Source organism: Cytobacillus sp. Hz8, from assembly GCF_042263505.1.
Lineage (GTDB): Bacteria > Bacillota > Bacilli > Bacillales > Cytobacillaceae > Bacillus_BE.
In genome coordinates this window covers 256189-277565 of sequence record NZ_JBHKFI010000002.1, presented here as the reverse complement: position 1 = coordinate 277565, position 21377 = coordinate 256189, and the positions used below count along the sequence as shown (strand labels likewise).

The 21377-nt window shown below is 36.9% G+C and carries 20 protein-coding genes; 5 read left to right on the top strand and 15 right to left on the bottom strand.

Annotated features, from left to right (window positions below):
- Positions 1-20 precede the first annotated feature (20 nt).
- Entirely contained in the window at positions 21-2297 is a 2277-nt protein-coding gene (locus tag ACE38V_RS04420) for a DEAD/DEAH box helicase (protein WP_375839974.1), read from the bottom strand.
- Positions 2298-2535: 238 nt separating this feature from the next.
- Between ACE38V_RS04420 and ACE38V_RS04415 the strand changes: the two genes are divergently transcribed.
- Positions 2536-3228: a Crp/Fnr family transcriptional regulator gene (locus tag ACE38V_RS04415; RefSeq protein WP_375839972.1), complete on the top strand. Its 693-nt coding sequence runs from the start codon at positions 2536-2538 to the stop codon at positions 3226-3228.
- A 39-nt stretch (positions 3229-3267) separates the two neighbouring features.
- Here ACE38V_RS04415 and hcp read toward each other — a convergent pair whose 3' ends face one another.
- Positions 3268-4557 (bottom strand): hydroxylamine reductase, encoded by a 1290-nt coding sequence (hcp, locus tag ACE38V_RS04410; protein ID WP_375839971.1) that lies wholly within the window; start codon positions 4555-4557, stop codon positions 3268-3270.
- A 191-nt stretch (positions 4558-4748) separates the two neighbouring features.
- Between hcp and ACE38V_RS04405 the strand changes: the two genes are divergently transcribed.
- On the top strand, positions 4749-5225 hold the full coding sequence (locus tag ACE38V_RS04405) for an Hsp20/alpha crystallin family protein (RefSeq protein WP_375839970.1): 477 nt from the start codon (positions 4749-4751) through the stop codon (positions 5223-5225).
- Between the two features lie 105 nt (positions 5226-5330).
- Here ACE38V_RS04405 and ACE38V_RS04400 read toward each other — a convergent pair whose 3' ends face one another.
- A complete protein-coding gene (locus ACE38V_RS04400; protein ID WP_375839969.1) occupies positions 5331-5870 on the bottom strand; it encodes a YppG family protein in 540 nt (179 codons plus the stop codon).
- A gap of 255 nt (positions 5871-6125) precedes the next feature.
- On the opposite strand from ACE38V_RS04400, the gene yppF reads away from it, so the two are divergent.
- Positions 6126-6332, top strand: a complete 207-nt coding sequence (yppF, locus tag ACE38V_RS04395) for a YppF family protein (protein ID WP_375840138.1) — start codon at positions 6126-6128, stop codon at positions 6330-6332.
- A gap of 73 nt (positions 6333-6405) precedes the next feature.
- Here the strand turns inward: yppF and ACE38V_RS04390 are convergent, their stop codons facing one another.
- The 3 genes from ACE38V_RS04390 to ACE38V_RS04380 all read right to left on the bottom strand — a co-directional run bounded on the left by ACE38V_RS04390 (position 6406) and on the right by ACE38V_RS04380 (position 8683).
- Entirely contained in the window at positions 6406-6765 is a 360-nt protein-coding gene (locus ACE38V_RS04390) for a YppE family protein (protein ID WP_375839968.1), read from the bottom strand.
- Positions 6766-6835: 70 nt separating this feature from the next.
- Entirely contained in the window at positions 6836-7102 is a 267-nt protein-coding gene (locus ACE38V_RS04385) for a hypothetical protein (protein ID WP_375839967.1), read from the bottom strand.
- A gap of 603 nt (positions 7103-7705) precedes the next feature.
- Positions 7706-8683 (bottom strand): DUF2515 domain-containing protein, encoded by a 978-nt coding sequence (locus tag ACE38V_RS04380; RefSeq protein WP_375839966.1) that lies wholly within the window; start codon positions 8681-8683, stop codon positions 7706-7708.
- A gap of 114 nt (positions 8684-8797) precedes the next feature.
- Here ACE38V_RS04380 and recU point away from each other — a divergent pair, with 114 nt between their 5' ends.
- Positions 8798-9409, top strand: a complete 612-nt coding sequence (gene recU / locus ACE38V_RS04375; RefSeq protein ID WP_375839965.1) for a Holliday junction resolvase RecU — start codon at positions 8798-8800, stop codon at positions 9407-9409.
- Between the two features lie 43 nt (positions 9410-9452).
- Positions 9453-12062 carry a PBP1A family penicillin-binding protein gene (locus ACE38V_RS04370; protein ID WP_375839964.1) on the top strand — a complete coding sequence of 870 codons (2610 nt, stop codon included), beginning with the start codon at positions 9453-9455 and terminating at the stop codon, positions 12060-12062.
- Positions 12063-12153: 91 nt separating this feature from the next.
- On the opposite strand, the gene ACE38V_RS04365 is transcribed toward ACE38V_RS04370, so the two are convergent.
- The 9 genes from ACE38V_RS04365 to panD all read right to left on the bottom strand — a co-directional run bounded on the left by ACE38V_RS04365 (position 12154) and on the right by panD (position 21376).
- On the bottom strand, positions 12154-12666 hold the full coding sequence (locus ACE38V_RS04365; protein WP_375839963.1) for a YpoC family protein: 513 nt from the start codon (positions 12664-12666) through the stop codon (positions 12154-12156).
- 25 nt (positions 12667-12691) lie between these two features.
- Positions 12692-13339, bottom strand: a complete 648-nt coding sequence (gene nth, locus ACE38V_RS04360) for an endonuclease III (RefSeq protein ID WP_375839962.1) — start codon at positions 13337-13339, stop codon at positions 12692-12694.
- A 71-nt stretch (positions 13340-13410) separates the two neighbouring features.
- Positions 13411-14118, bottom strand: coding sequence for a DnaD domain protein (locus ACE38V_RS04355; protein WP_375839961.1), 708 nt, complete (start codon positions 14116-14118; stop codon positions 13411-13413).
- Positions 14119-14296: 178 nt separating this feature from the next.
- Positions 14297-15589, bottom strand: a complete 1293-nt coding sequence (gene asnS / locus ACE38V_RS04350; RefSeq protein WP_375840137.1) for an asparagine--tRNA ligase — start codon at positions 15587-15589, stop codon at positions 14297-14299.
- A 188-nt stretch (positions 15590-15777) separates the two neighbouring features.
- Entirely contained in the window at positions 15778-16962 is a 1185-nt protein-coding gene (locus ACE38V_RS04345) for a pyridoxal phosphate-dependent aminotransferase (RefSeq protein WP_375840136.1), read from the bottom strand.
- A gap of 170 nt (positions 16963-17132) precedes the next feature.
- Complete coding sequence (locus tag ACE38V_RS04340) at positions 17133-17606, bottom strand: cell wall elongation regulator TseB-like domain-containing protein (RefSeq protein WP_375839960.1); 474 nt, start codon at positions 17604-17606, stop codon at positions 17133-17135.
- Between the two features lie 17 nt (positions 17607-17623).
- A complete protein-coding gene (locus ACE38V_RS04335) occupies positions 17624-17794 on the bottom strand; it encodes a YpmA family protein (protein ID WP_375839959.1) in 171 nt (56 codons plus the stop codon).
- Positions 17795-17968: 174 nt separating this feature from the next.
- The gene (dinG, locus tag ACE38V_RS04330; RefSeq protein ID WP_375839958.1) at positions 17969-20770 is read right to left on the bottom strand and encodes an ATP-dependent DNA helicase DinG; all 2802 of its coding nucleotides are present in this window, start codon (positions 20768-20770) and stop codon (positions 17969-17971) included.
- A 204-nt stretch (positions 20771-20974) separates the two neighbouring features.
- Complete coding sequence (panD, locus tag ACE38V_RS04325; RefSeq protein ID WP_375839957.1) at positions 20975-21376, bottom strand: aspartate 1-decarboxylase; 402 nt, start codon at positions 21374-21376, stop codon at positions 20975-20977.
- Position 21377 lies beyond the last annotated feature (1 nt).

Sequence of the window (21377 nt, the reverse complement as noted above, 5' to 3'; positions counted from 1 at the left end):
GCAAATAAAAAGAGAATCCATTAGTGATTTAATAACATTTGCAGCGTTTTTAGAACATCTTTCTTTGCCATCTGTGAATGGGTATCTGTTCCAATACATGAAGGGCATCCGGTTTGACATTGGCACCGATTGACTAGAGATTTCGCTTCCGCCACTACTTTTTCCATGGAATCGAAAAGCTTTTCACTTAGTCCGACCCCGCCGGGATAGCTATCATAAAAGAAAATCGTTGGCTTTTCATTATGAATCGCCTTCACCTGGGGAACAACATGAATATCACGGGAATCACACATGACAAACAAGGGAGCAATATGTCTTAAAGCATGTGCTGTGCCAATTAATGCGGTTTGGATTCTTTCCTCCGTCATATTTGTATCCTGCTCTAGGTGATTCAATGAAATCCAGGTGGAGCTTGTATGAAGCTCTTCCTCTGGTAAATGAACAGGACCTGAACCGATATTCTCATGTGTTTCGAATTTAATTTTCTTAAAAATTGTGGCCTTTGCGTTGACACACACATCTCCGAAACCTATGGTTACCATTGAATTAGCTCTTGATTTATCCTCCTCTAGCACCTTCAATTGAACAGCTAGATTCGCATCCGTATAGTAATCAACATCCACTTCTCTTACAAATGCCTTTTTCTCTTCCCAATCTAAATTTTCCACTTGATATTGAACCCCTTGATGTAGATAAATAGCTTCATCGTGAAGAAGTGTCATAGCAGAAAACCGATCCATTTCTCCAATAACCTTGACATTGGCAATATTGGATTGATCGATGATTACGACATTCTCCTGCGAGGCTGATCGCAAGCTAATTCCATGAGCTGGAAATGAATCATTCATCCAATACCATTTATCCCCATTTTTAAACAATACCCGTTCTTCCGTTAAATATTCTAATACTTCCTCTGTTTCAAACGTCCCGAATCTTTCTCCTTCTTTAAATGGCAATTCATAAGCTGCGCATTTCATATGATCAATCAAAATAATCAGGTTATCTGGATTGATTCTCGCTGTTTCAGGACTTCTTTCAAAAAAATACTCTGGATTTTGGATAATATATTGATCCATTGGGCTTGAGCTTGCAACTAGAATAATTAAGGACTCATCCTGACGCCTTCCTGCCCTTCCAGCCTGCTGCCAGGAACTAGAAATTGAACCCGGATAGCCATTCATAATACAAACCTGAAGCTGTCCAATATCGACTCCCAGTTCAAGTGCATTAGTACTGACAACCCCATAAATATCTCCAGTCCTTAGCCCTTTTTCAATCGCTCTTCTTTCCGTCGGTAAATATCCGCCACGATAACCTCTAATCGCTTTCGGTCCGAGCTGATGTTTTACTAGCTCTTGTAAATAAGTCAATAAGATTTCAACACGAACCCTACTTCTCGCAAAGACAATGGTTTGGATTTTATTTTTCAAAAATTGACCCGCTAGCATCCTTGTTTCAAGGGTCGCACTTCTTCTTATATTTAGGGATTGATTGACCACAGGTGGATTATAAAAAACAAAATGCTTCTTCCCACTAGGTGCCCCATTATTATCAATCAGCTTTATTTTCGTCTCAGTTAGCTTTTCCGCCAGCTCCAGTGGATTTGCTATGGTCGCTGATGTAAGAATAAATTGGGGATTGCTTCCGTAGAATCGGCAAATGCGTTTTAACCGTCGAATCACATTTGCCACGTGGCTACCAAATACACCACGATAAATATGCAACTCATCAATGACAATATATTTTAGATTTTCAAACAAAGAGACCCATTTTGTATGATGAGGGAGAATAGCAGAATGGAGCATATCGGGATTGGTAATGACAATATGACCTGCTTTTCTTATCTTTTGCCTGATATTTGAGGATGTATCTCCATCATAGGTATAGCTATTGATTTCTAATTCTGCTTCATCAATCAATTCATTTATTTCGGTTTTCTGATCTTGAGCCAACGCCTTAGTTGGAAATATATATAATGCGCGCGCATTTGGATTATGAATAATCGTTTGCAAGACGGGAAGATGATAACAAAGGGATTTTCCCGAAGCCGTTGGCGTTACTGCAACAAAGCTGTCCCCATTTAATGCGGATTCAAAAGCCGTTTTCTGATGTGTGTATAAGTCAGAAACTCCGCGCTTTTGTAGTGCATGTTTTAACTGATGATTTATTTCGACCGGAAAATCAACCGTCATGGCTTCTTTCTCCGGAATCGTATGCCAATGAACGATATTTTCCTTAAATTTCTCGTCTTCCTTTAACATATTCATAATGGTATTTAAGCTTTGTCTACCTAACATCCTTTTTCACCCCATATCTTCTATTCTATCGAATAAACGTTCGTTAAAAAAGAGCTTTCCCTATTTTTTCTCTAGCAAATTATGTTTTCCTTCTTAGTTTACTTAAGCTCTTTTAACCTGAGAAAAATCTTTTAACTTGAATAAAAGCAATTGCATGATTCTTTTGTTACAATAGTAAAGTGGATGATTGTCATCTAAAGAGTGAGAAAAATCGGTTTTGTTTAACAGAGGTGATGATATGAATAAAAAGGAGATAAAGGCTGTATTATCTTCATTTTCCCTTTTTAAAGAGATGAATGAGGAAGAAATCGAGAAGATAGTGGATATCTCTATTTCGCGACAATGGTTAAAGGGAAACCATGTTTTTCTCCAGGGAGATCCGCTTGAAAACGTCTATTTTATTCACTCTGGTAAAGTAAAGATTTATAAAAGTGATGCAAATGGGAAGGAACAAATTGTGGCCATTCTTAAAAAAGGAGAAATGTTTCCACATGTTGGATTTTTCCGCAAAGGTGGGTACCCTGCTTTTTCTGAAGTATTAGAGGATTCCTCGATCGTGGCTGTTCCCATTGCCCATTTTGAAAAGGTTTTAATTCAAAATCCAGAACTTTGCATTAAAGTATTTAAAGTCCTAGGAGAAAAAATAGTGGAGTTTCAGGATAGGCTTGAATCGCAAATATTGGACAATACATATGAGCAAATCATCAAGCTTTTGGTTGGATTAGGCAGAAAAGACGGAATAAAAAAAGAAAATGGAATCATCCTGCTAAAAGGAGAATTTACAAATAAAGATTTAGCGAATATGATTGGTACAACGAGAGAAACCGTGAGCCGTACCCTGACAAAAATGAAAAAAGATCATTTGCTGGAAGTGGACGCAAACGGGAATATCCTATTTAATCCGGAAGAGCTTCTCGATGAATTATTTTAGACTAAAAAACCATCTCAAGCGAGATGGTTTTTTATAAATTTAAGCATTAAGCATTTCTTCCATGTCCTCTTTTGCCGTTCCAATTAACTTTAAGTTAAATGTATCTTGAAGCACCTTCATCACACCTTCGGAAATAAACTCAGGTGGTTTTGGTCCAATACGGATGTCCTGGATTCCTAAACTGAACAACCCTAGTAAAATAGCGACTGCTTTTTGCTCAAACCAAGAAAGAACAATACTTACTGGAAGTTCATTGATTTCACATTCAAACGCATCAGCTAATGCCTTCGCAATTTTAACAGTAGATCCAGAGTTATTACATTGCCCTAAATCAATATAACGTGGAATATCAGTGCCTGGCACCACACCATAATCAACATCATTAAAGCGGAATTTACCACAAGAAGTGGTTAAAATAACTGTTTCTTGTGGTAAAGATGTTGCCAATTCACGGTAATATTCTCCGCCGCGTCCTGGTGCATCACAACCTGCAATCACAAAGAATCGTTTTATCTTCCCAGCTTTTACAGCAGCAATTACTTCAGGTGCTAATCCTAATACCGTTTCATGATGGAAACCTGTTAGCAGTGTTTCTTCTGAATCGATATTCGCTTCAGGTAACTCAAGCGCTCTTTCGATTAATGGAGTAAAATCGTCATTTTCAATTTTTTGAACATTCTCAAGTCCAGCAACTTCATATGAGAACATTCGATCAGCGTATGTACCTTTAATTGGCATGACACAGTTTGTTGTTGCAAGGATAGCTCCAGGGAACTTCTCGAATAAACGACGCTGGTCATACCAAGCTTTTCCTATATTTCCTTTTAAATGAGCGTATTTCTTCAAAGCAGGATATCCATGAGCCGGAAGCATTTCAGAATGTGTATAAATATTAATGCCTTTTCCTTCCGTTTGTTTCAATAGCTCTTCAAGGGCAAATAAATTATGTCCAGTTACTACAATAGATTTTCCTTCAATTTTGTTTTGAGAGACACGAATCGGTTCAGGTACCCCTAAACGAGAGGTATGAGCTTCATCGAGAACTTCCATAATGCGAACAGCTGACTTCCCAACCTTCATTGCCATATCAATATGTTCTTGAACATTGAAGTTTGAATTCGTTAAGGTCATATATAAGGCCTCATGGGTTGTCGTGTCAACAAATGAATCGGTAAATCCCAATTGATTGGCATGGGTACGATAAGCTGCAATTCCTTTTAAGCCGAAAATAATCGTATCCTGAAGACTTGCAATCGTTTCATTCTTTCCGCAAACACCAACAACTTTACATCCTCCTGCTGGTGTTTGTTCACATTGATAACAGAACATCCAATAAATCCCCTCTTTCCTTCAAATTATTTTTAGCATACATTTCCTAAAATTAAAAAAGCGTGATTTACATCACGATTTTTTGAGGTTTCACTTTTTATTCACAATTAAAAGCAGCTTGAAACAACTAACCATCTCCAAAAAATTGCATACAATATAGGGATTCTTTTTTGAAAGGAGACGAATTAGCAATGTCATCTAATCTTCCAGGCGGTTCTAATAAGAAAGACAATCTTGAGCCATTTGGAGACATTATGAAGTCCATGAATGGTTTTTTTCAAGAAAAACCTATAAAAGGTTTTTTGCAATCGATTGATGAGTTTTTTAAGACTCCTTTTCCTTTTCATAGCTTAGCCGTTGACATGGTGGAAAAAGAAAATGAATATTTAATCACTGCCGAGCTTCCCGGTATAAAAAGAGAGCAAATCCAAATTGATGTATATGCAAATTATCTCACGATCTCTGTAAATTCCAATGATGTCATCATTGAGGAAAATGAAAAAAGCTCCTCCTATTCCAAACAACAAACTGTACAAAAATCGAGCAGAACCATTTCCCTTCCTCATCCCATCAATGAAAAACAGGTGAAGGCGTCCTATCAAAATGGCTTATTAAAAATCAATATTTCGAAGCAAAAAGGAAAACGAATCCAAATTGAAAATGACTAATAGAGCGATCTTCAGATCTTCAGTTCAAAGGAATAGGCAGGTTCCCCCTGCCATTTTTGTTTTCCATCCATTTTTCAAACCATATCCAATACTATTCATTAGTGCCTATACTTTAAACATTCCGCCAAAACCCTTTACCATCGAAGACACCTGTGTTACTGCATTCATCATTTGCCCTGCCGTATCGATCATCTTATTTAAATCCAACGACCCGTCCTGAGCCTTAAAGGAATTCATAATGGACTGAACTCCGGAAGGCGGTTTTGAATTCAATGCATTTTTAGGATATGGGTGCATGTTCGGGTTGATATTCTGCTGTGTCTGACCATAGGCTTGAGAATGGTTCACTGGTTGGAGAGGATTAGAAAAAATCGTTTGACCATATTCCTGATGCCCTCCATCATAGGAAGGATATTGTGGCAGATACAATGGTTCTTGATATGGCAATGGCATTTGCCCTTGCGGGGGAAATCCTTGTGAATTTTGATATGTGCCCAAATTGGCATAAGGATTCCATTGTGAGTATGGCATATATGGATTAGGAAACTGGTTTCCTACCCCTGCTGAAAGAGGTGGTGGGTATTGACGCGTATATTGTGGGGGAAATCCAGGAATAGGCTGGTACATCATTTTTGAATCAAACATGGACATATAACCTCCTTATCTAGCTTTTACTTCAAATTATGATTTTTAGGCCATTTCGGTGAATGAGAAAAGGAGTTGATAAATGTCGAATCTTAGATAGTCTTGTCGAAATTCTCAAAATTATAAAAACGGAAAATCTTTACTTTTCGTGGTACGATTGAATTGAACAATAGGTGTCGCTTCGATCATGATCAAGGTTTTTGGAGAAAAGCAGAAATTAGCATTTCTAAATAACGCTTTGAGGGGGAAATAATGATGCAAGTGCACGAACTTAGGGAAAAGTTTTTCAAACGCAAAAATTTCGAAGCAGAAAGTGTTAATCAGTTGCTAGATTTCGCCAAAAAAGCGTATGTTCTTGGTGAAATAACCATCAGAGAGTACAGAGAGTTAATTCGCGAACTTGAGTTACAGGGGGCTCAAGTACCAGATGAACATCAAGAATTCTCCACTTCACACAACTAGTTAAGCCATGGTAAAAGTGAAAGCATCCACTCATTTGGACTAGGGTAGCATCTCCAAGTGATGGATGTATTTTTTATGAATCCTTTTGATTTAATATACTCGTTAAGATAAATTCTACGCTCTTGAGTTGATCTACAAACCTTTTGCGACTTGTATCAGGGTAAAAGCATTGAATCGATAACATTTCGATACTGTCATAAGCTGATTCAATCTGGTTTTGATTGATATACCGAGGCTTCCTTTCCTTCACAAAAACCCGCGCCCATTCTCTCCACTTATCATTCACTTCTTTCACTTCATTTGCAAATGGTCTCACCTCTTCAAAAAAATTCCCCTTGATTCCACCGTCCTTTGCTTTCGCATATTGACTTCGCATCCTCTCTGTATAGTCTAATAGAGTGAAAGTAGATTCTTTTAATAATGATAGTTCCATGATATTCTTTCCTTTCCAAAATAAAAGTAGCCTAAATTTCTTAAGCTACTGAATCTTTATTATAGAATGCTTAAAATCCTAGTTCAAGCTGTAAGTTTTTTTGATTAGGGCAAGATACATTCTCTTCTGCACCGGTCTTAGAAAAGGATTCTGCTTGATTTTCTAGGATTTTCATTTTTTTATCTACTTTTTTAAGCTGAAATGCTTGTTCTTTAAGGCTGTTTACGCGGATGGCTGACCATTTCAATTGCATGGATATCTCCAATTCATCCAACTGGTCATAAAGTTCTGACAGCATTAAAAGAATTTCATCTTTATTGATTAAAGCTTCATTCAATTTCAAAACCTCCCAACAGCTCATTAATTTTAAAAGCTCATATCGTAATATTCTCTCTTGATGGATAGCTTCCTTCCCATGTGACAAAACTAGAAGATTTTCGGCAAAGAAAGTTGTTTTTCACACTGTCCGCCATTCATTCGACAATTTTAACGAATGAAATATACTGGTTTAGCGCAAAATAAGCTTTGGAGGTGGTAGACATGTCAAATAATGAAAAAGAAAACAAGGTTCAACCGAAAAAGAGCGAAGAAACGAAAGCTGGATATGGTGATAAAAAATTAGAAGGACCAGATCGTCCTTCAACCTAATAATATTAATTTCCACTAAAGAGGCTTCTTTTTATATAACAGCCTCTTTTTTCTTTTGACTATTTTCAGATAAATGGTTCCTTTTATACACAGCACGAAAACACTTATGTTGCGTTAACTAGCGGCGAGCCTCGTTTCCAACTTTTCCTGCAGTGTCTCATCTATCTCGATGATCCAACACGAGTCTTCGTGTTTTCAAGCTGCAAAATTTTCCGCTTTGTCTGTTAAGAAACAACAAACTTAACGAAAATAGGCTTTCATTTGAAAAAAATAAATCTCTTTTTAGCCCTGATCAAGCCTCTTTCCAATTAATATACCATCGCAAAATCCTTTGCTTCCTTTGATACCATTTCGTTAAATGAAGCGGATGTTCATGTTTAATTTTAAGGGTTCTCCATTTTCTTGGGATGGATCGTTTATGCGACCAATCCTTCCTTTCATGGATATGATGGCTGATAACAGGGAAGGTTGCTCGTAAAAAAGGGGTTGACCGAATTGGTGGAGGATAAAAATATTGTTCATAATCATGCCTAGAGCCTGTGTGCTCAGTCTTGTTAGCAAATTGAAAAAAAGCCTTGTATAAATAAGGGTGAAAAAGAATATCTGCTAACCGTTTTCCTAAGTCAATACGTTCTGTAACAGAGGTGAAATGACTCACACTTGCCCCATATAACTCCCCAAAACAAGTTGGAAATAAAACTGCATTATAATGAAACATATCTTGTAAGAAAAATATTAACGAATGAAAGACTCTTTTTTCATAATTGGGATTTTTCACAACAGGATTTTCGATCACATTTTGTTCATTGATGATTAAGGCGCATAATAATTTCTTCTGATCCCGTTTTTTCCAAAATAAACTCCATGTTTTTTCCATAAAGGAAGAAACGTGAAATTCTTTTAATAGGTGAAACATTGGCCGATTTAGTAACGTCGAATAATGATAGAGCAATAATTGTGGATAGGCATCCTGAAAAATGAGCCAATTAGCCCGTTCATAGGTTTGAAATATTCTTTGTCTCATGGGATTGGAGATCATTTTGGGGAGCCAATTCCCCTCTAAATCACACATATTCCATCCGGCATTTCTCGAAACCATGCTAGCTAAAAATGCCCATTTCACTTCAGGATATTGGTGATAAAATTGAAAATAGGCATTGGTCCTTGAGATATTATCCATATTTTTTAATTGCGTTTTTTTATGAATAGCTGCAATAATGTTACTTTCATACTTTGCACACATATGTTCATGAGGAAAATTCAGGTCCATTGACATACCAATCCTTATTCTTTGATTGGTATATTATCTGTAATTTAGGGATATTTATTCAACCAATACTACGTTAGTTCTGTTATGATAGTTGTAGTTTGCGAGGTGATTTCGATGAATTTTCGATATCCAAATGGAAAAAAATATGTTTCAACAAGGAATATGGCCACTCACGTTCCCTCTCATAAAACGATCAATTATAGCAATAGAGGAATGACATTGGAGGAAGATTTAAATGAGGCAAATCAATACTATTTAGACCGGGGGATTGCCGTCATTCATAAGAAACCGACTCCTGTTCAAATCGTTCAAGTTGATTATCCAAAAAGAAGTGCAGCTGTCATTAAGGAGGCTTATTTCAAACAGGCATCCACCACTGACTATAATGGAATCTACAAAGGAAAATATATCGATTTTGAAGCAAAAGAAACCAGGTATAAAACGTCCTTTCCATTGGCTAATTTTCATGAACACCAAATTAGCCACATGAAATCGATTTTATTGCAAAATGGAATTTGCTTTGCCATACTTCGATTTTCAACACTCGATGAGGATTTTCTGTTGGAGGCCAAATATTTATTATCCTATTGGGATCGGATGAAGTCAGGAGGAAGAAAGTCAATTACAAAAGAGGAAATAGAAAATAATGGGCATATGATTTCACTTGGATTTCAGCCGCGAATTGACTATATTAGAGTAATAGATTATCTTTATCATCTTAAATAAACATCAAGAGTTGTGGTATGAATTGAAAGGAATGAGTTTATATATGGCAGAAAAGTATCAAACAAGAGAGGAGCGTCGAAAACAGCTTACCTCCCAACCAAACAAGAAAAAAAGGAAAGCAAAGTCCAGTATATGGAAGAAAATATTTCTTACACTGATTACCCTTGGAATTATTGGTTTCATTGGTGGAGTTGCTACATTCGCATTTTTAGTTAAAGACGCTCCTAAATTAAATGAAAAATTATTAAAGGACCCAATCTCCTCAAAAATTTATGATAAAAATGGGAAACCTGTTACAGAGATAGGAACGGTAAAGCGGGATTATGTAGATTATGAGGATATCCCAAAAGACGTTGAAGATGCCATTCTCGCAACGGAAGATGTTCGTTTTTACAAGCATCATGGAATCGACCTTATTCGTTTAGGTGGAGCAGTTGTAGCCAATGTGACAAGAGGATTTGGTTCTGAAGGAGCAAGTACGCTTACCCAGCAGGTCGTGAAAAGGTCTTTTTTAACTCCTGAGAAAACGATAAAACGGAAAGCTCAAGAAGCTTGGCTTGCCATCCAGCTAGAACGGAAATATACAAAACATGAGATTTTTGAAATGTATGTCAACAAAGCTTGGTACAATAGCGGTGGTCATGGAATCTTAACTGCCTCCAACATCTTTTTTGGAAAGTCTTTAGATAAATTGACCTTGCCACAAAGAGCTTTACTTGCTGGAATTCCACAAAGTCCAGCCAACTATGATCCATTTACACATCCAGATTTAGCAGAAAAGCGGCGAAATATCGTTCTTTCTTTAATGTATCAGCATGGATTCATATCAAAGGAAGAAATGGATGACGCCAAAAAGGTTCCTGTTGAATCTACACTTGTCAAAGAGGATAAAAGAAAGACATCAAGTGATATTCCTTACGATTCTTTTATTAGCCAGGTTATTAAAGAAATCGAAAAGAAATACAAAGAGTTCGACGTATTTTCTGATGGCTTAAAAATTTACACTACTTTAGATACAGATGCACAAAAATATGTAGAAAAGATGCTTAATTCTAACAATGTTGTTCAGTTTCCAGACAATAAAATGCAAGCTGGGATTACCCTATTGGATACAAAAACAGGAGAAATTCGCGCAATTGGTGGAGGTAGAAATCAAAAGGTTGACTTTGGCTTTAACTTTGCGACAGACTCCAAGCGTCAGCCTGGTTCCACCATTAAACCAATACTTGATTATGGTCCAGCTATAGATTATTTAAAATGGGGAACCTATCATGCATTAGATGATAAACCATATACGTATTCATCCGGACAGCCTATTAATGACTGGGATAATCAACATATGGGAGTCATGTCCATGCGAACTGCGCTAGCACTATCTCGTAATATTCCTGCATTACAGGCTTTACAGGCTGTTGGTCTTGATCAGGCACAGGAATTTTCTGCAGGACTTGGTATTCCATTTAAAGATATTCAAGAAGCATACGCTATCGGCGGTATCGGTGGAGAGGATGTTGGGGTCTCTACCTTACAAATGGCCGGTGCCTATAGCGCATTTGGAAATAACGGATTTTATACAGAGCCCCATGCAGTAACAAAAATAGAGCTTCGAGATGGAACTAAGCTTGATATGAAGCCAGAACCTAAAGTGGCTATGAAGGACTATACCGCCTTTATGATTACCGATATGCTCAAGACTGCCGTTACAAGCGGTACAGGAACAATGGCAAATGTCCCTGGACTTCATATTGCAGGTAAAACGGGAACAACCAACTTCCCTGCCGAGGTCAGTGCGAAATATAATATTCCATCAACAGCCGTACCTGATTCTTGGTTTGCAGGATACAATACCAATTACACGGCAGCTATTTGGACCGGTTATGAAAACCAAACAAAAAATTATTTAATTGGAAGCGAACAAAAAATTGCCCAGTTGCTTTTCAAGAATCTCATGACTCATATCTCAACAGGCATCGATACTCCTGATTTCACTATGCCTAATTCTGTTGAGAAAGTAAAAATCGAAAAAGGTACTATTCCGGCAAAGCTTGCGAGTGAATATACTCCGGACAATCAAGTGATTTATGAATATGCCGTGAAGGGGCAAGCGCCTACGGAAACTTCCGTCAAATATGATAAGCTCGCTGCTCCAACCGGTCTGAAAGCAACCTATGATGAGGCAACCAACTCTGTAACCGTTACTTGGAATTATCAAAAAGAGGACGGAACAAATGTCAAATTTGACGTCTCAGCTTCTCAGGATGGTGGCGGAGAGCAAAATCTGACAACGACAACACAAAATGGATTTATCATGAAAAATGCAACACCGGGATCAACCTATACATTTAAGGTAGTAGCCGTGTCCGATAATCAGCAAAGTGATGCCGTTACCACTAGCATCAAGATTCCAAGTCCACTTGATATTGGAAATACTCCTGGAACCGATGACCAAAATAATCAGCCTGGAAATCAAAACGGACAGAACAATAATGAAAATAATGGAAATACAGGAAATAACGGAAATGAAAATGGGAATGGCAATAATCCAGGGAACGATAATGGAAATGGGACCAATGATGGAAACAGCAGCGACGACGGGAACAACAATAATGATGATAGTGGTGATACTAATACTAGCCCTTCCACAGGAACATAATTTATTCTCATCATTAGAAAAATGATCCTTCAATTCAATATCCCATTAGAATAGAAGCAAAAATAAAAATCCTTTCATAATGAAAGGATTTTTATTTTTTTATTCGTTTTATCGCCTGATTTTTTTCATATGACTTTTCGATTTCCTTCATCAACTCAATTAATTGCATGTAAGATGGAAAAGCGTTCGGTCGAGATAATATGTAGGATAGTCTCTCTTCCAGATTAACAGGTGAAATAGCCAATTGCTGATATTCAATTGTCGGAAATAGCTTTACAGGAGCCCCATTGACCCAATGAAGGAATTGGATTAAAAGAGCAATGCTTTTTTTCATTGGCTCCTGTACTAATTTTTTATCTCTAAACTTAAATAGTTCTTCCAAGGAAGTCTTCCTATCTTCCCATTCTTCAATAATGAGATGAACATAGTCATCAATATTCTCCCAAGGCTTTAGGGATGGAATATTTAAATAATAAGCAAGATCATAAAGAAATTGTTGAGACAAAGAGAAGGTATGTAAATGCTCCTCTTCAATACTTACCTCCTCATTCGGAAAAAAGTATACACTCCCTAATTCCTTGGGAACTGAAACCCAATTAACCATTGCTAATCTTCTCCTTCTTCATGATTCATCTTTTTTTCATTCTTTTCTGCCCTTCTCTGCATAATTCAAGAAGTGGACAGCTTGGACACCCGGGATTTTGCGCTTTGCAATGATAACGTCCAAAGAAAATCATTCGGTGATGAGTAACTGACCATTCTTCTTTGGGGATTTTGTGCATCAAGGTCTTTTCTACTTCTAAAACAGAATCCTTCCACTTACAGAATCCTAAGCGCTTACTCACTCTCTCCACATGTGTATCAACAGCAATTGCTGGAACATCAAAAGCAACAGATACCACCACATTAGCGGTTTTCCGACCAACGCCGGGAAGCTTCGTTAATTCGTCCCGGTCTTTTGGAATTTCCCCTTTGTATTCATCAATAAGCATTCTGCACAACTTTTGTATATTTTTTGCTTTATTGCGATATAGCCCGATTGATCTAATATCATTTTGCAATTCTTCTATAGAAACACTTAAATAATCCTCCGGTGCTTTATATTTCTGAAAGAGCTGTTTTGTGACCTTATTGACTAAAGCATCTGTACATTGAGCAGATAAGGAAACAGCGATAATTAATTCAAAGGGATTGGAATGAACTAATTCACAATGTGCATCTGGAAACATTTCTCCCATTTGATCTAAACAATATCGAATTTGTTTTTTAGTTAACATTCCCTCTGCTCCTTTTCTCTGATTTCGATAAAAACGAGAGAACAATTGAAGTTCTCTCGTTTTTGATCACCTTATTGTTCTAACCAGTTATAGAATGAAATCGGTTTTGTTTGTGGTATCGTTGCTTCTGTTTTGGTGCGTTGTTGTGACTGATATTGTCTAAATTTTCTTCCATGGCTCTTCGCCTGTTCAATCGTTTTAATACCATTTTTCTTCCATTCAAAAAGAATTCGATCGATATATCTGAAATTCAGTTTACCGGAAATGACTGCCTCTTTCAATGCTGCCTTTATAATGACTGGATCATGGTGATCATCGTCAAGCCACATGGCCAACGTTTCGCATTCAAAAGGAGATAACGCCCGCCCAAATTCTTGTTCAAAACAAGTATAGACATCCTTTTCCTCCTTTTGAACGATAATCTTTTCCGCTTGTTTTTTTCGGAGAAGAAATTGGTCGACTAGCTTTTCCCATAGAGGATTTAGCGAGTATTTTTCAAATCGAATTCCCATTTCTGAGTATTCTTCCTTTATATCAATTAATCCTTTTTGAATTAATCTATGCAGCATCTCGGAACAATCCGAAACAGAATATGTCATCCGCGAGGAGAGTTCTGATGGAGTAGGAAATTCATTTCCCTTTTCGATAAACGAAATAACATGTAAAATGAGTGCCAATTCTTCTTCATTTAAACCCATATCTTTATAATGAGTAAGTAAAGCACTTGGAATTGTAATATTGCCTTCCTTCAGCCAATCTATTAAATTCGTTTTTATCATACCAGACACCTCCTTTTAAGTATAACATGAAGTTTGTCATGCCTGATAGAAGAATCCATGTATCAAAGAAAATTCCTTTTTTTACTAGGAAATTCCTCGTGAAGAGCTAAACTTCAACTAAGCATCTACCAAGTCCGAAAATAAAAAGCTCGCAAACTTGCGAGCTTTTTTATTTTCATCAAGGATACAGACGGTTTAATAGGCGTGGGAATGGAATTGTTTCACGAACATGTTCTACGCCGCTAATCCAGGCAACCGTCCGTTCTAAGCCTAAACCAAAGCCGGAGTGTGGAACAGAGCCATACTGGCGTAATTCCAAATACCATTTATAGGCATCTGAAGATAATTGGTGTTCCTCTAAACGTTTTTGTAAGAAAGCAAAATCATGAATCCGTTCTGAACCACCAATAATTTCACCATATCCTTCAGGTGCAATTAAATCTGCGCAAAGGACAACTTCGCTGCGATTTGGGTCCGGTTCCATATAGAAAGGTTTTAAGCTTGTTGGATAATGTGTAATAAATACCGGCTTATCAAAGCTTTCCGCAATCGCTGTTTCGTGTGGCGCACCAAAATCATCGCCCCAAGTAATATCATCAAAGCCTTTTTCATGTAATAATTTAATGGCATCATCATAAGTAATTCTTGGAAATGGTGCTTTAATTTGCTCAAGTTTTGATGTATCACGGCCGAGCGCATGCAGCTCAAGGGTACAATTTTTTAACACAGATTGAACAATATGTGAAACATAATTTTCCTGAACCTCTAAATTCTCTTTGAACTCACAAAATGCCATTTCAGGCTCAATCATCCAGAACTCAATTAAATGGCGACGAGTCTTTGATTTTTCCGCTCTAAAGGTTGGCCCAAAGGAAAATACCTTTCCAAACGCCATTGCCGCTGCTTCCATATAGAGCTGACCACTTTGTGAAAGGTAGGCATCTTCATCAAAATATTTTGTGGCAAACAATTCTGTCGTTCCTTCTGGTGCGCTACCTGTTAAAATTGGAGGATCAATCTTTGTAAATCCATGGTTATTGAAAAATTCATATGTCGCGCGGATAATTTCATTACGAATTTTCATTACGGCATGCTGGCGGCGTGAACGAAGCCATAAATGACGGTGATCCATTAAGAATTCCGTTCCATGTTCCTTCGGAGTGATTGGATAATCTACTGCATGATGGATAAGTTCAACTCCATGAACAAGTAACTCATATCCAAAAGGGGAGCGCTCATCCTTTTGAACGACTCCTGTAACATATATTGAAGATTCTTGCGTTAATGATTTAGCTTGTAAAAAAACATCCTCTGGTACTTCCGTTTTTACGATGACGCCTTGGATAAAGCCTGTTCCATCACGTAATTGTAAAAAAGCAATTTTCCCACTAGAACGTTTATTTGCAACCCAAGCACCTATTTTTACTTCTTGACCTACATATTTTGATACTTCTGAAATGGTTGTTTTAATCAATTTTATGTTCCCTCCAAATGCAATTACAGCCAAAATCATATATCCTATTTATTATACATATGATAGCTTTCGCTCGCAATATGAAAGCGGAATAAACGACGAACGTTCATCCCGCTTTATCATTAAATTTCATTCCATTTTGTCTTTAATATCCCTATCTAAAGGTAATTAATTATCCTATAATATTATTTCATTTTACTTTCAACAAATTGATGAATTCTTTCCACTGCTTTTTCTAATAATTCCAAAGAGGTCGCATAAGATAGACGAATATTATCTGGCGCTCCAAATCCAGAGCCTGGTATGACAGCAACCTTTACTTCTTCTAATAGGCTTTTGGCAAAATCATCCACCGTTTGAAATCCGGATAACTCGGCTGCCTTCTTAGCATTTGGAAATAAATAAAAAGCTCCTTGTGGTTTGATACATTCAAAACCAGGTACAGCAACTAATTTATCATAAATAATATTTAATCTTTCCTCAAATGCCTGTCTCATTTCTTCCACAGGTTCCTGTGTTCCAGAATAAGCAGCAATTGCCCCATACTGTGCAGGAGTTGTTGGATTTGAAGTGCTATGGCTAGCTAAATTTGTCATCGCTTTAATCACTGCTTTGTTCCCTGCAGCATATCCAATCCGCCATCCTGTCATTGAGTGAGATTTAGATACCCCATTAATTAAAATGGTATGCTCCTTTAGCTCTTGTGAAAGCTGGGCAATCGATACATGCTTAGCTTTTCCATAAATTAATTTTTCGTATATTTCATCAGAGACGATTAAAATATCATGTTCTAAACAAACTTGACCTAACGCCCTTAATTCTTCCTCACTATAAACCATTCCCGTTGGGTTACTTGGTGAATTAATAATTACGGCCTTGGTGCGATCTGTGATGGCCTGAGCCATTTGTTCAGGAGTTATTTTAAACTCATTATTTTCCAAGCCTTCAACATAAACAGGAGTTCCACCAGCAAGCTTTACTTGCTCTGGATAGCTTACCCAATACGGAATTGGGATGATCACTTCATCGCCCTCATCGAGAATGACTTGGAACAAAGTATAAAGGGCATGTTTAGCACCATTTGTCACAATGATTTCGCTTGCATCATATACTAGCCCTTGATCTTTTTTGAACTTTTCAGAAATTTCTTCTTTTAATAAAGGTAATCCAGCTGTGGCTGTATACTTAGTATGGCCTTCATTCATTGATTTTACAGCAGCATCAATAATATGCTGTGGGGTATTAAAATCAGGCTCACCTGCTCCTAATCCAATTACATCTTGACCTTGCGCCTTTAATTCCTTCGCCTTAGCAGTAATTGCTAAGGTTGAAGATGGGGTTAATGCTTTTACTCTTTGTGCCAGTTTGATCTCCATACCTCTGCCTCCGCTTTTTAAATAAAATCATTATGCTAAAATGGTGAAACCTTTTGAATTTCACTCATTCATAGCCAATTATAGAATCATCTTAAAACGAAAAGAAATATTCTCTATTTCGTTTTAAGATGTGATCCTTCTTTTCCATCATCATAGACCTTTTCTTAAAGGTTCTCAATATCTTTTAACCATTCACCGGTTATAAAATCAATATAATAATAATTCAACAAATTTTTATCGGTTTGATAATATATTTCCCATAATGGTCGATTATTCTCCATTCCCAACCGAATCGATATAATATTACTTGGATTCTTTTCGCTTTTTACTTTTTCCAATGCCTTTTCCTTTGTTATCCCTTCAGAAGCACGGCGAACAATAATATTATCATTATCCTCAGGAACCCAAATAATTAATTTTTGACCCTCTTCGCTTGTTCCAGTTACCACTGAGTAAGATTTTGAACCATTGTATAGATTAAAATCACTTACAGATTTAAGATGAATTTGTTCCTTTGCAATTGATATTGCTCGATTCTCTGCAGCCTTCACCGGCTCAACAGACTTTAAATAGACCTTAATTGTTAGACCTAATAGGACAACTACTATGAGAATACTAATCCATATCCATTTCTTCATTTTGAAATCACACTACTTTATGTACGATAAATGGTAAAAACCACTTTATTGTTATCTTCTTTATCTAAGGCTAAACCAAACATTAAATCGCGTTCCTTTAAAGTTCGATTTAACGAATCCACAATTTTATATAAATCTGGACTTTGTTTTATTTTTACTGTTGATAAAACTTCAATTTTGCTTTCCACTAAATTTCCTCCTAAATCCTCTTCAAAGCTTCTTAATCATTTTCTAAAGTACAATGAATCAGTGAGAACTTACCCTTCATTATAACAGTTTGCCTTCCAATTATGAAAAACAAATTGGACAAATTTCTAATAATCTTGTGAAATTAATTAGGTCTACAGATTTTCCATCATTCCTTATAACCAAGCATGAATGAACTGAATGGTATCATTAATATCCTGCTTTAAAACAGGGACCGCAGGAATGGATTGCAGAAATGCCTTTCCATAAGAGGTTGTCGTAATTCTGCGATCAAATATGATAAAAACCCCTCTGTCTTGATTCGTCCTGATTAGCCTCCCAAAACCTTGTTTAAAACGGAGTACGGCTTCGGGTAATGAATATTCATAAAATGGATTTCCACCCTCTTTTTGAATAAACTCACATTTCGCCTCAGTTAAAGGCTCATCTGGGGGAGAAAATGGTAAACGAACCATTACTAAGCATGATAAGTCTTCCCCTGGAAGATCAACTCCTTCCCAAAAGCTACTTGTTCCAAAAAGAATGGCTTTATCAAAGCGTTGAAAATTTCTTGTTAACCTTGTTCGGCTCCCACCGGATACTCCTTGCCCAATCAAAACGAAATCATCAAGCAAACCGCTTTCTTTCACTAGATTATACGTTTTCTTTAACATCTCATAGGACGTAAAGAGGATCATCATCCTTCCTTTCGTCGCTTCTGCAATGGAAATAATATGTTCCGTAATTGCCGCCACATACTCATCCTGGGATACAGATTTAATTTCCGGTAAATCAGTTGGAACGATTAATTTCACTTGATCCTGATAGGAAAAATGAGACGGAATTTGTTCTAATTGCACACTTGAGTCCTGTAAACCTAACTCCTTTAAGAGAAAGGAAAAGGAATTTTTGACCGAAAGGGTCGCTGACGTAATAATCACACTTTTCTTTTGATCAAAAAATTGACTCTTCAATAAATGAGAGATGGAAATGGGCTGTGAGTACAGAGTTGCCATATTTTGCGGTGATCGGCTGTCTATTTCAATCCAATTTACATATTCAGGATTTTTTCGCAAAATAGTCTCCCTCAGTCCTTCCCGCCATTCTTTCATTTGATGAATGATCGATGAGGTCTCCTCTAAGACCATCTTATCCTTAGCCAACAGATTCGTCTCAGAATCTTTCATGATATATAATTTCTTTTCTGTATCTTCTAATAAATCTCTTAATAAAAAGGAAAAACGTTCAGCACTCGTTAGAGCTGCTTTCCATTCTTTACTAGTATCCACATCTTTCAAACGATAACTTGCTCTTGTTGTTACAGAGATTTTCCCTTTATTTTTAACCGTGCCAGCTAAAATATGAAAGAAATCATCCATTTCCAGTTGGAGATCATTCATGATTTCATTCACTTCAAAAGAATGGAGGAATCCATTCTTTTTGTTTTGATTGTAGGTTAATAGGAGATCATCCAATTTTGCTAATAATTGCTTTTGTTCAATTGTTCCTAACCGATTAAGCAAAAAGCGCGTGGATAAATAATCGAATGTGATTCCAAAATATTTACCTGCTGCTTTATCAAAATGATGACCTTCATCTATGACAACAAATTGATAATCTGGAAGTATAGGATGTTCGGAAACAAGGTCACTTAAAAGGAGTGAATGATTGGTAATAATGATATCCGCGTTTCCTGCTTTCGTTTTAGCGATTAAATAAAAATCTCTTGAAAGCCAAGCGCGATTTTGCATAAATATTGATTCATCATTTTTTATTTTATCCCAATATATCCGTCCACCACTTGATAAATGAATCTCCTCAACATCTCCTGTTTCTGTCTCAGTCAGCCAGACAAGAATTTGCATCTTGGTTAAAATAAAATCATAATTATCCTCGTCATCTTTTAACGTTTGTTCAAATTTCGCTAAACTAATATAATGCTGCCTTCCCTTTAACAGACCAATCTGCAAAGGCATAGAAAGCATCTCCTCTAAGATAGGGATATCTTTTGCCATTAATTGCTCTTGTAGCTGTGTGGTATAGGTACTGATAACCACCGGCTGCCTATACTTCTTGCTGAACAAAATGGATGGCAACAAATACGCAATAGACTTTCCTACACCCGTTCCAGCTTCAATTAAGGCATGCTCTTGATTTTGAAATGCATGATAAATAGAATCCATCATCCGAAATTGGCCTGTTCTCTTCTCATAGTGAGAAATGGCCTTTTGAAATAATTCCTCTTTCTCTTCTTCACTATTCGGATAAGGGATCGGCTTATGTTGAGGACTACCGTCCACCTCATTCCTCTTTTTTAAAGCGATTCCTCTGTAAACCTCTAAATGTGGAGGAAGATTTTCCATTTTCTCTTCATTAATCTGTATGTATTCCTCAATCAATTGTTCAATATCGCTTTTCAGTCCACCTGAGTGTCTTAACAATTGCTTTAATGTAACAATGGGTAATCGCAATAGGCGCTCTAATAAAATTAATAATAATTCTGCCGTAACGTACGAATCACTATCTGCCTGATGAGGGCGATCATGCTTAAGCCCCTCCCTTATAGCCAAATCCCCCAGCTTATAACTATCAGCAGTTGGAATTAAAAAACGCGCAAGTTCCACTGTATCAATAATTGAACCGTAAAAGCCGTCGTAGCCAGCCATAATTAATTCTTCCTGAAGAAAGGACAAATCAAACAGAACATTATGGGCAACAAAATAAGCTCCTTCTAATAGTGAAATAATTTGAGGAGCTATTTCTGAAAAGTTAGGTGCATCAGCAACCATTTCATCATTAAGCCCAGTCAATTCCTCGATAAATACAGGAATCGGTTGACCTGGATTCACGAGCGATGAGAAGGTATCAGTAATTTTTCCATTTTCCACAACTACCGCAGCAAATTGAATGATTTTATCTCCTTTTTTTGGCGAATGTCCAGTTGTCTCTAAATCCACCACAACATATTTGTTACTCATTTTAACACCTCAAACAATCCTCATTTTCTAACGGTAGACTAAATACGAAAATCTATCAACTAAAAGCTACCTTCATATTATAAACAAAAAAAGGCTGACTCAAAAGTATTTCCAATCTAGCAACTTTAGGGCATTTGCCAAAGCAAGCTGCAATGAATGGCCTTGCATTTTAAGTCAGTCCTTTTATCATAATGAAAAAATTAATTACTGTCCATTAAAGTGTGAAAATAAAGTTTTTTCTGGTTCATGATGAATCAGTTCAACAATATGATTATTTTCATCCATAATAGCTACCTTTGGTTGGTGATCAGACACCTTTTCTTCAGGTACAAGGGCATAGGAAATGATGATGACAACATCCCCCTCTTGAACCAGCCTTGCAGCAGCTCCATTTAAACAAATGGTGCCGCTCCCTCTTTCACCAGGAATAATATAGGTTTCAAGTCTCGCCCCATTATTATTATTTACAATTTGAACTTTTTCATTAGCCACCATGCCAACTGCATCGAGAATATCTGAGTCAATAGTGATGCTGCCAACATAATTTAAGTTGGCTTCTGTTACACGAGCACGGTGAATTTTACCATTCATCATGGTGCGAAACATG

Bases quoted from the DNA above. Each gene is read 5' to 3' on its own strand.
- dinG (WP_375839958.1), bottom strand. From the start codon at position 20,770: ATGAGTAACAAATATGTTGTGGTGGATTTAGAGACAACTGGACATTCG.
- ACE38V_RS04365 (WP_375839963.1), bottom strand. From the start codon at position 12,666: ATGGTTAATTGGGTTTCAGTTCCCAAGGAATTAGGGAGTGTATACTTT.
- nth (WP_375839962.1), bottom strand. From the start codon at position 13,339: ATGTTAACTAAAAAACAAATTCGATATTGTTTAGATCAAATGGGAGAA.
- ACE38V_RS04390 (WP_375839968.1), bottom strand. From the start codon at position 6,765: ATGGAACTATCATTATTAAAAGAATCTACTTTCACTCTATTAGACTAT.
- ACE38V_RS04400 (WP_375839969.1), bottom strand. From the start codon at position 5,870: ATGTTTGATTCAAAAATGATGTACCAGCCTATTCCTGGATTTCCCCCA.
- ACE38V_RS04420 (WP_375839974.1), bottom strand. From the start codon at position 2,297: ATGTTAGGTAGACAAAGCTTAAATACCATTATGAATATGTTAAAGGAA.
- recU (WP_375839965.1), top strand. From the start codon at position 8,798: ATGAATTTTCGATATCCAAATGGAAAAAAATATGTTTCAACAAGGAAT.
- ACE38V_RS04405 (WP_375839970.1), top strand. From the start codon at position 4,749: ATGTCATCTAATCTTCCAGGCGGTTCTAATAAGAAAGACAATCTTGAG.
- panD (WP_375839957.1), bottom strand. From the start codon at position 21,376: ATGTTTCGCACCATGATGAATGGTAAAATTCACCGTGCTCGTGTAACA.
- ACE38V_RS04355 (WP_375839961.1), bottom strand. From the start codon at position 14,118: ATGATAAAAACGAATTTAATAGATTGGCTGAAGGAAGGCAATATTACA.
- hcp (WP_375839971.1), bottom strand. From the start codon at position 4,557: ATGTTCTGTTATCAATGTGAACAAACACCAGCAGGAGGATGTAAAGTT.
- ACE38V_RS04415 (WP_375839972.1), top strand. From the start codon at position 2,536: ATGAATAAAAAGGAGATAAAGGCTGTATTATCTTCATTTTCCCTTTTT.
- yppF (WP_375840138.1), top strand. From the start codon at position 6,126: ATGCAAGTGCACGAACTTAGGGAAAAGTTTTTCAAACGCAAAAATTTC.
- ACE38V_RS04380 (WP_375839966.1), bottom strand. From the start codon at position 8,683: ATGGACCTGAATTTTCCTCATGAACATATGTGTGCAAAGTATGAAAGT.
- ACE38V_RS04340 (WP_375839960.1), bottom strand. From the start codon at position 17,606: ATGAAGAAATGGATATGGATTAGTATTCTCATAGTAGTTGTCCTATTA.
- ACE38V_RS04370 (WP_375839964.1), top strand. From the start codon at position 9,453: ATGGCAGAAAAGTATCAAACAAGAGAGGAGCGTCGAAAACAGCTTACC.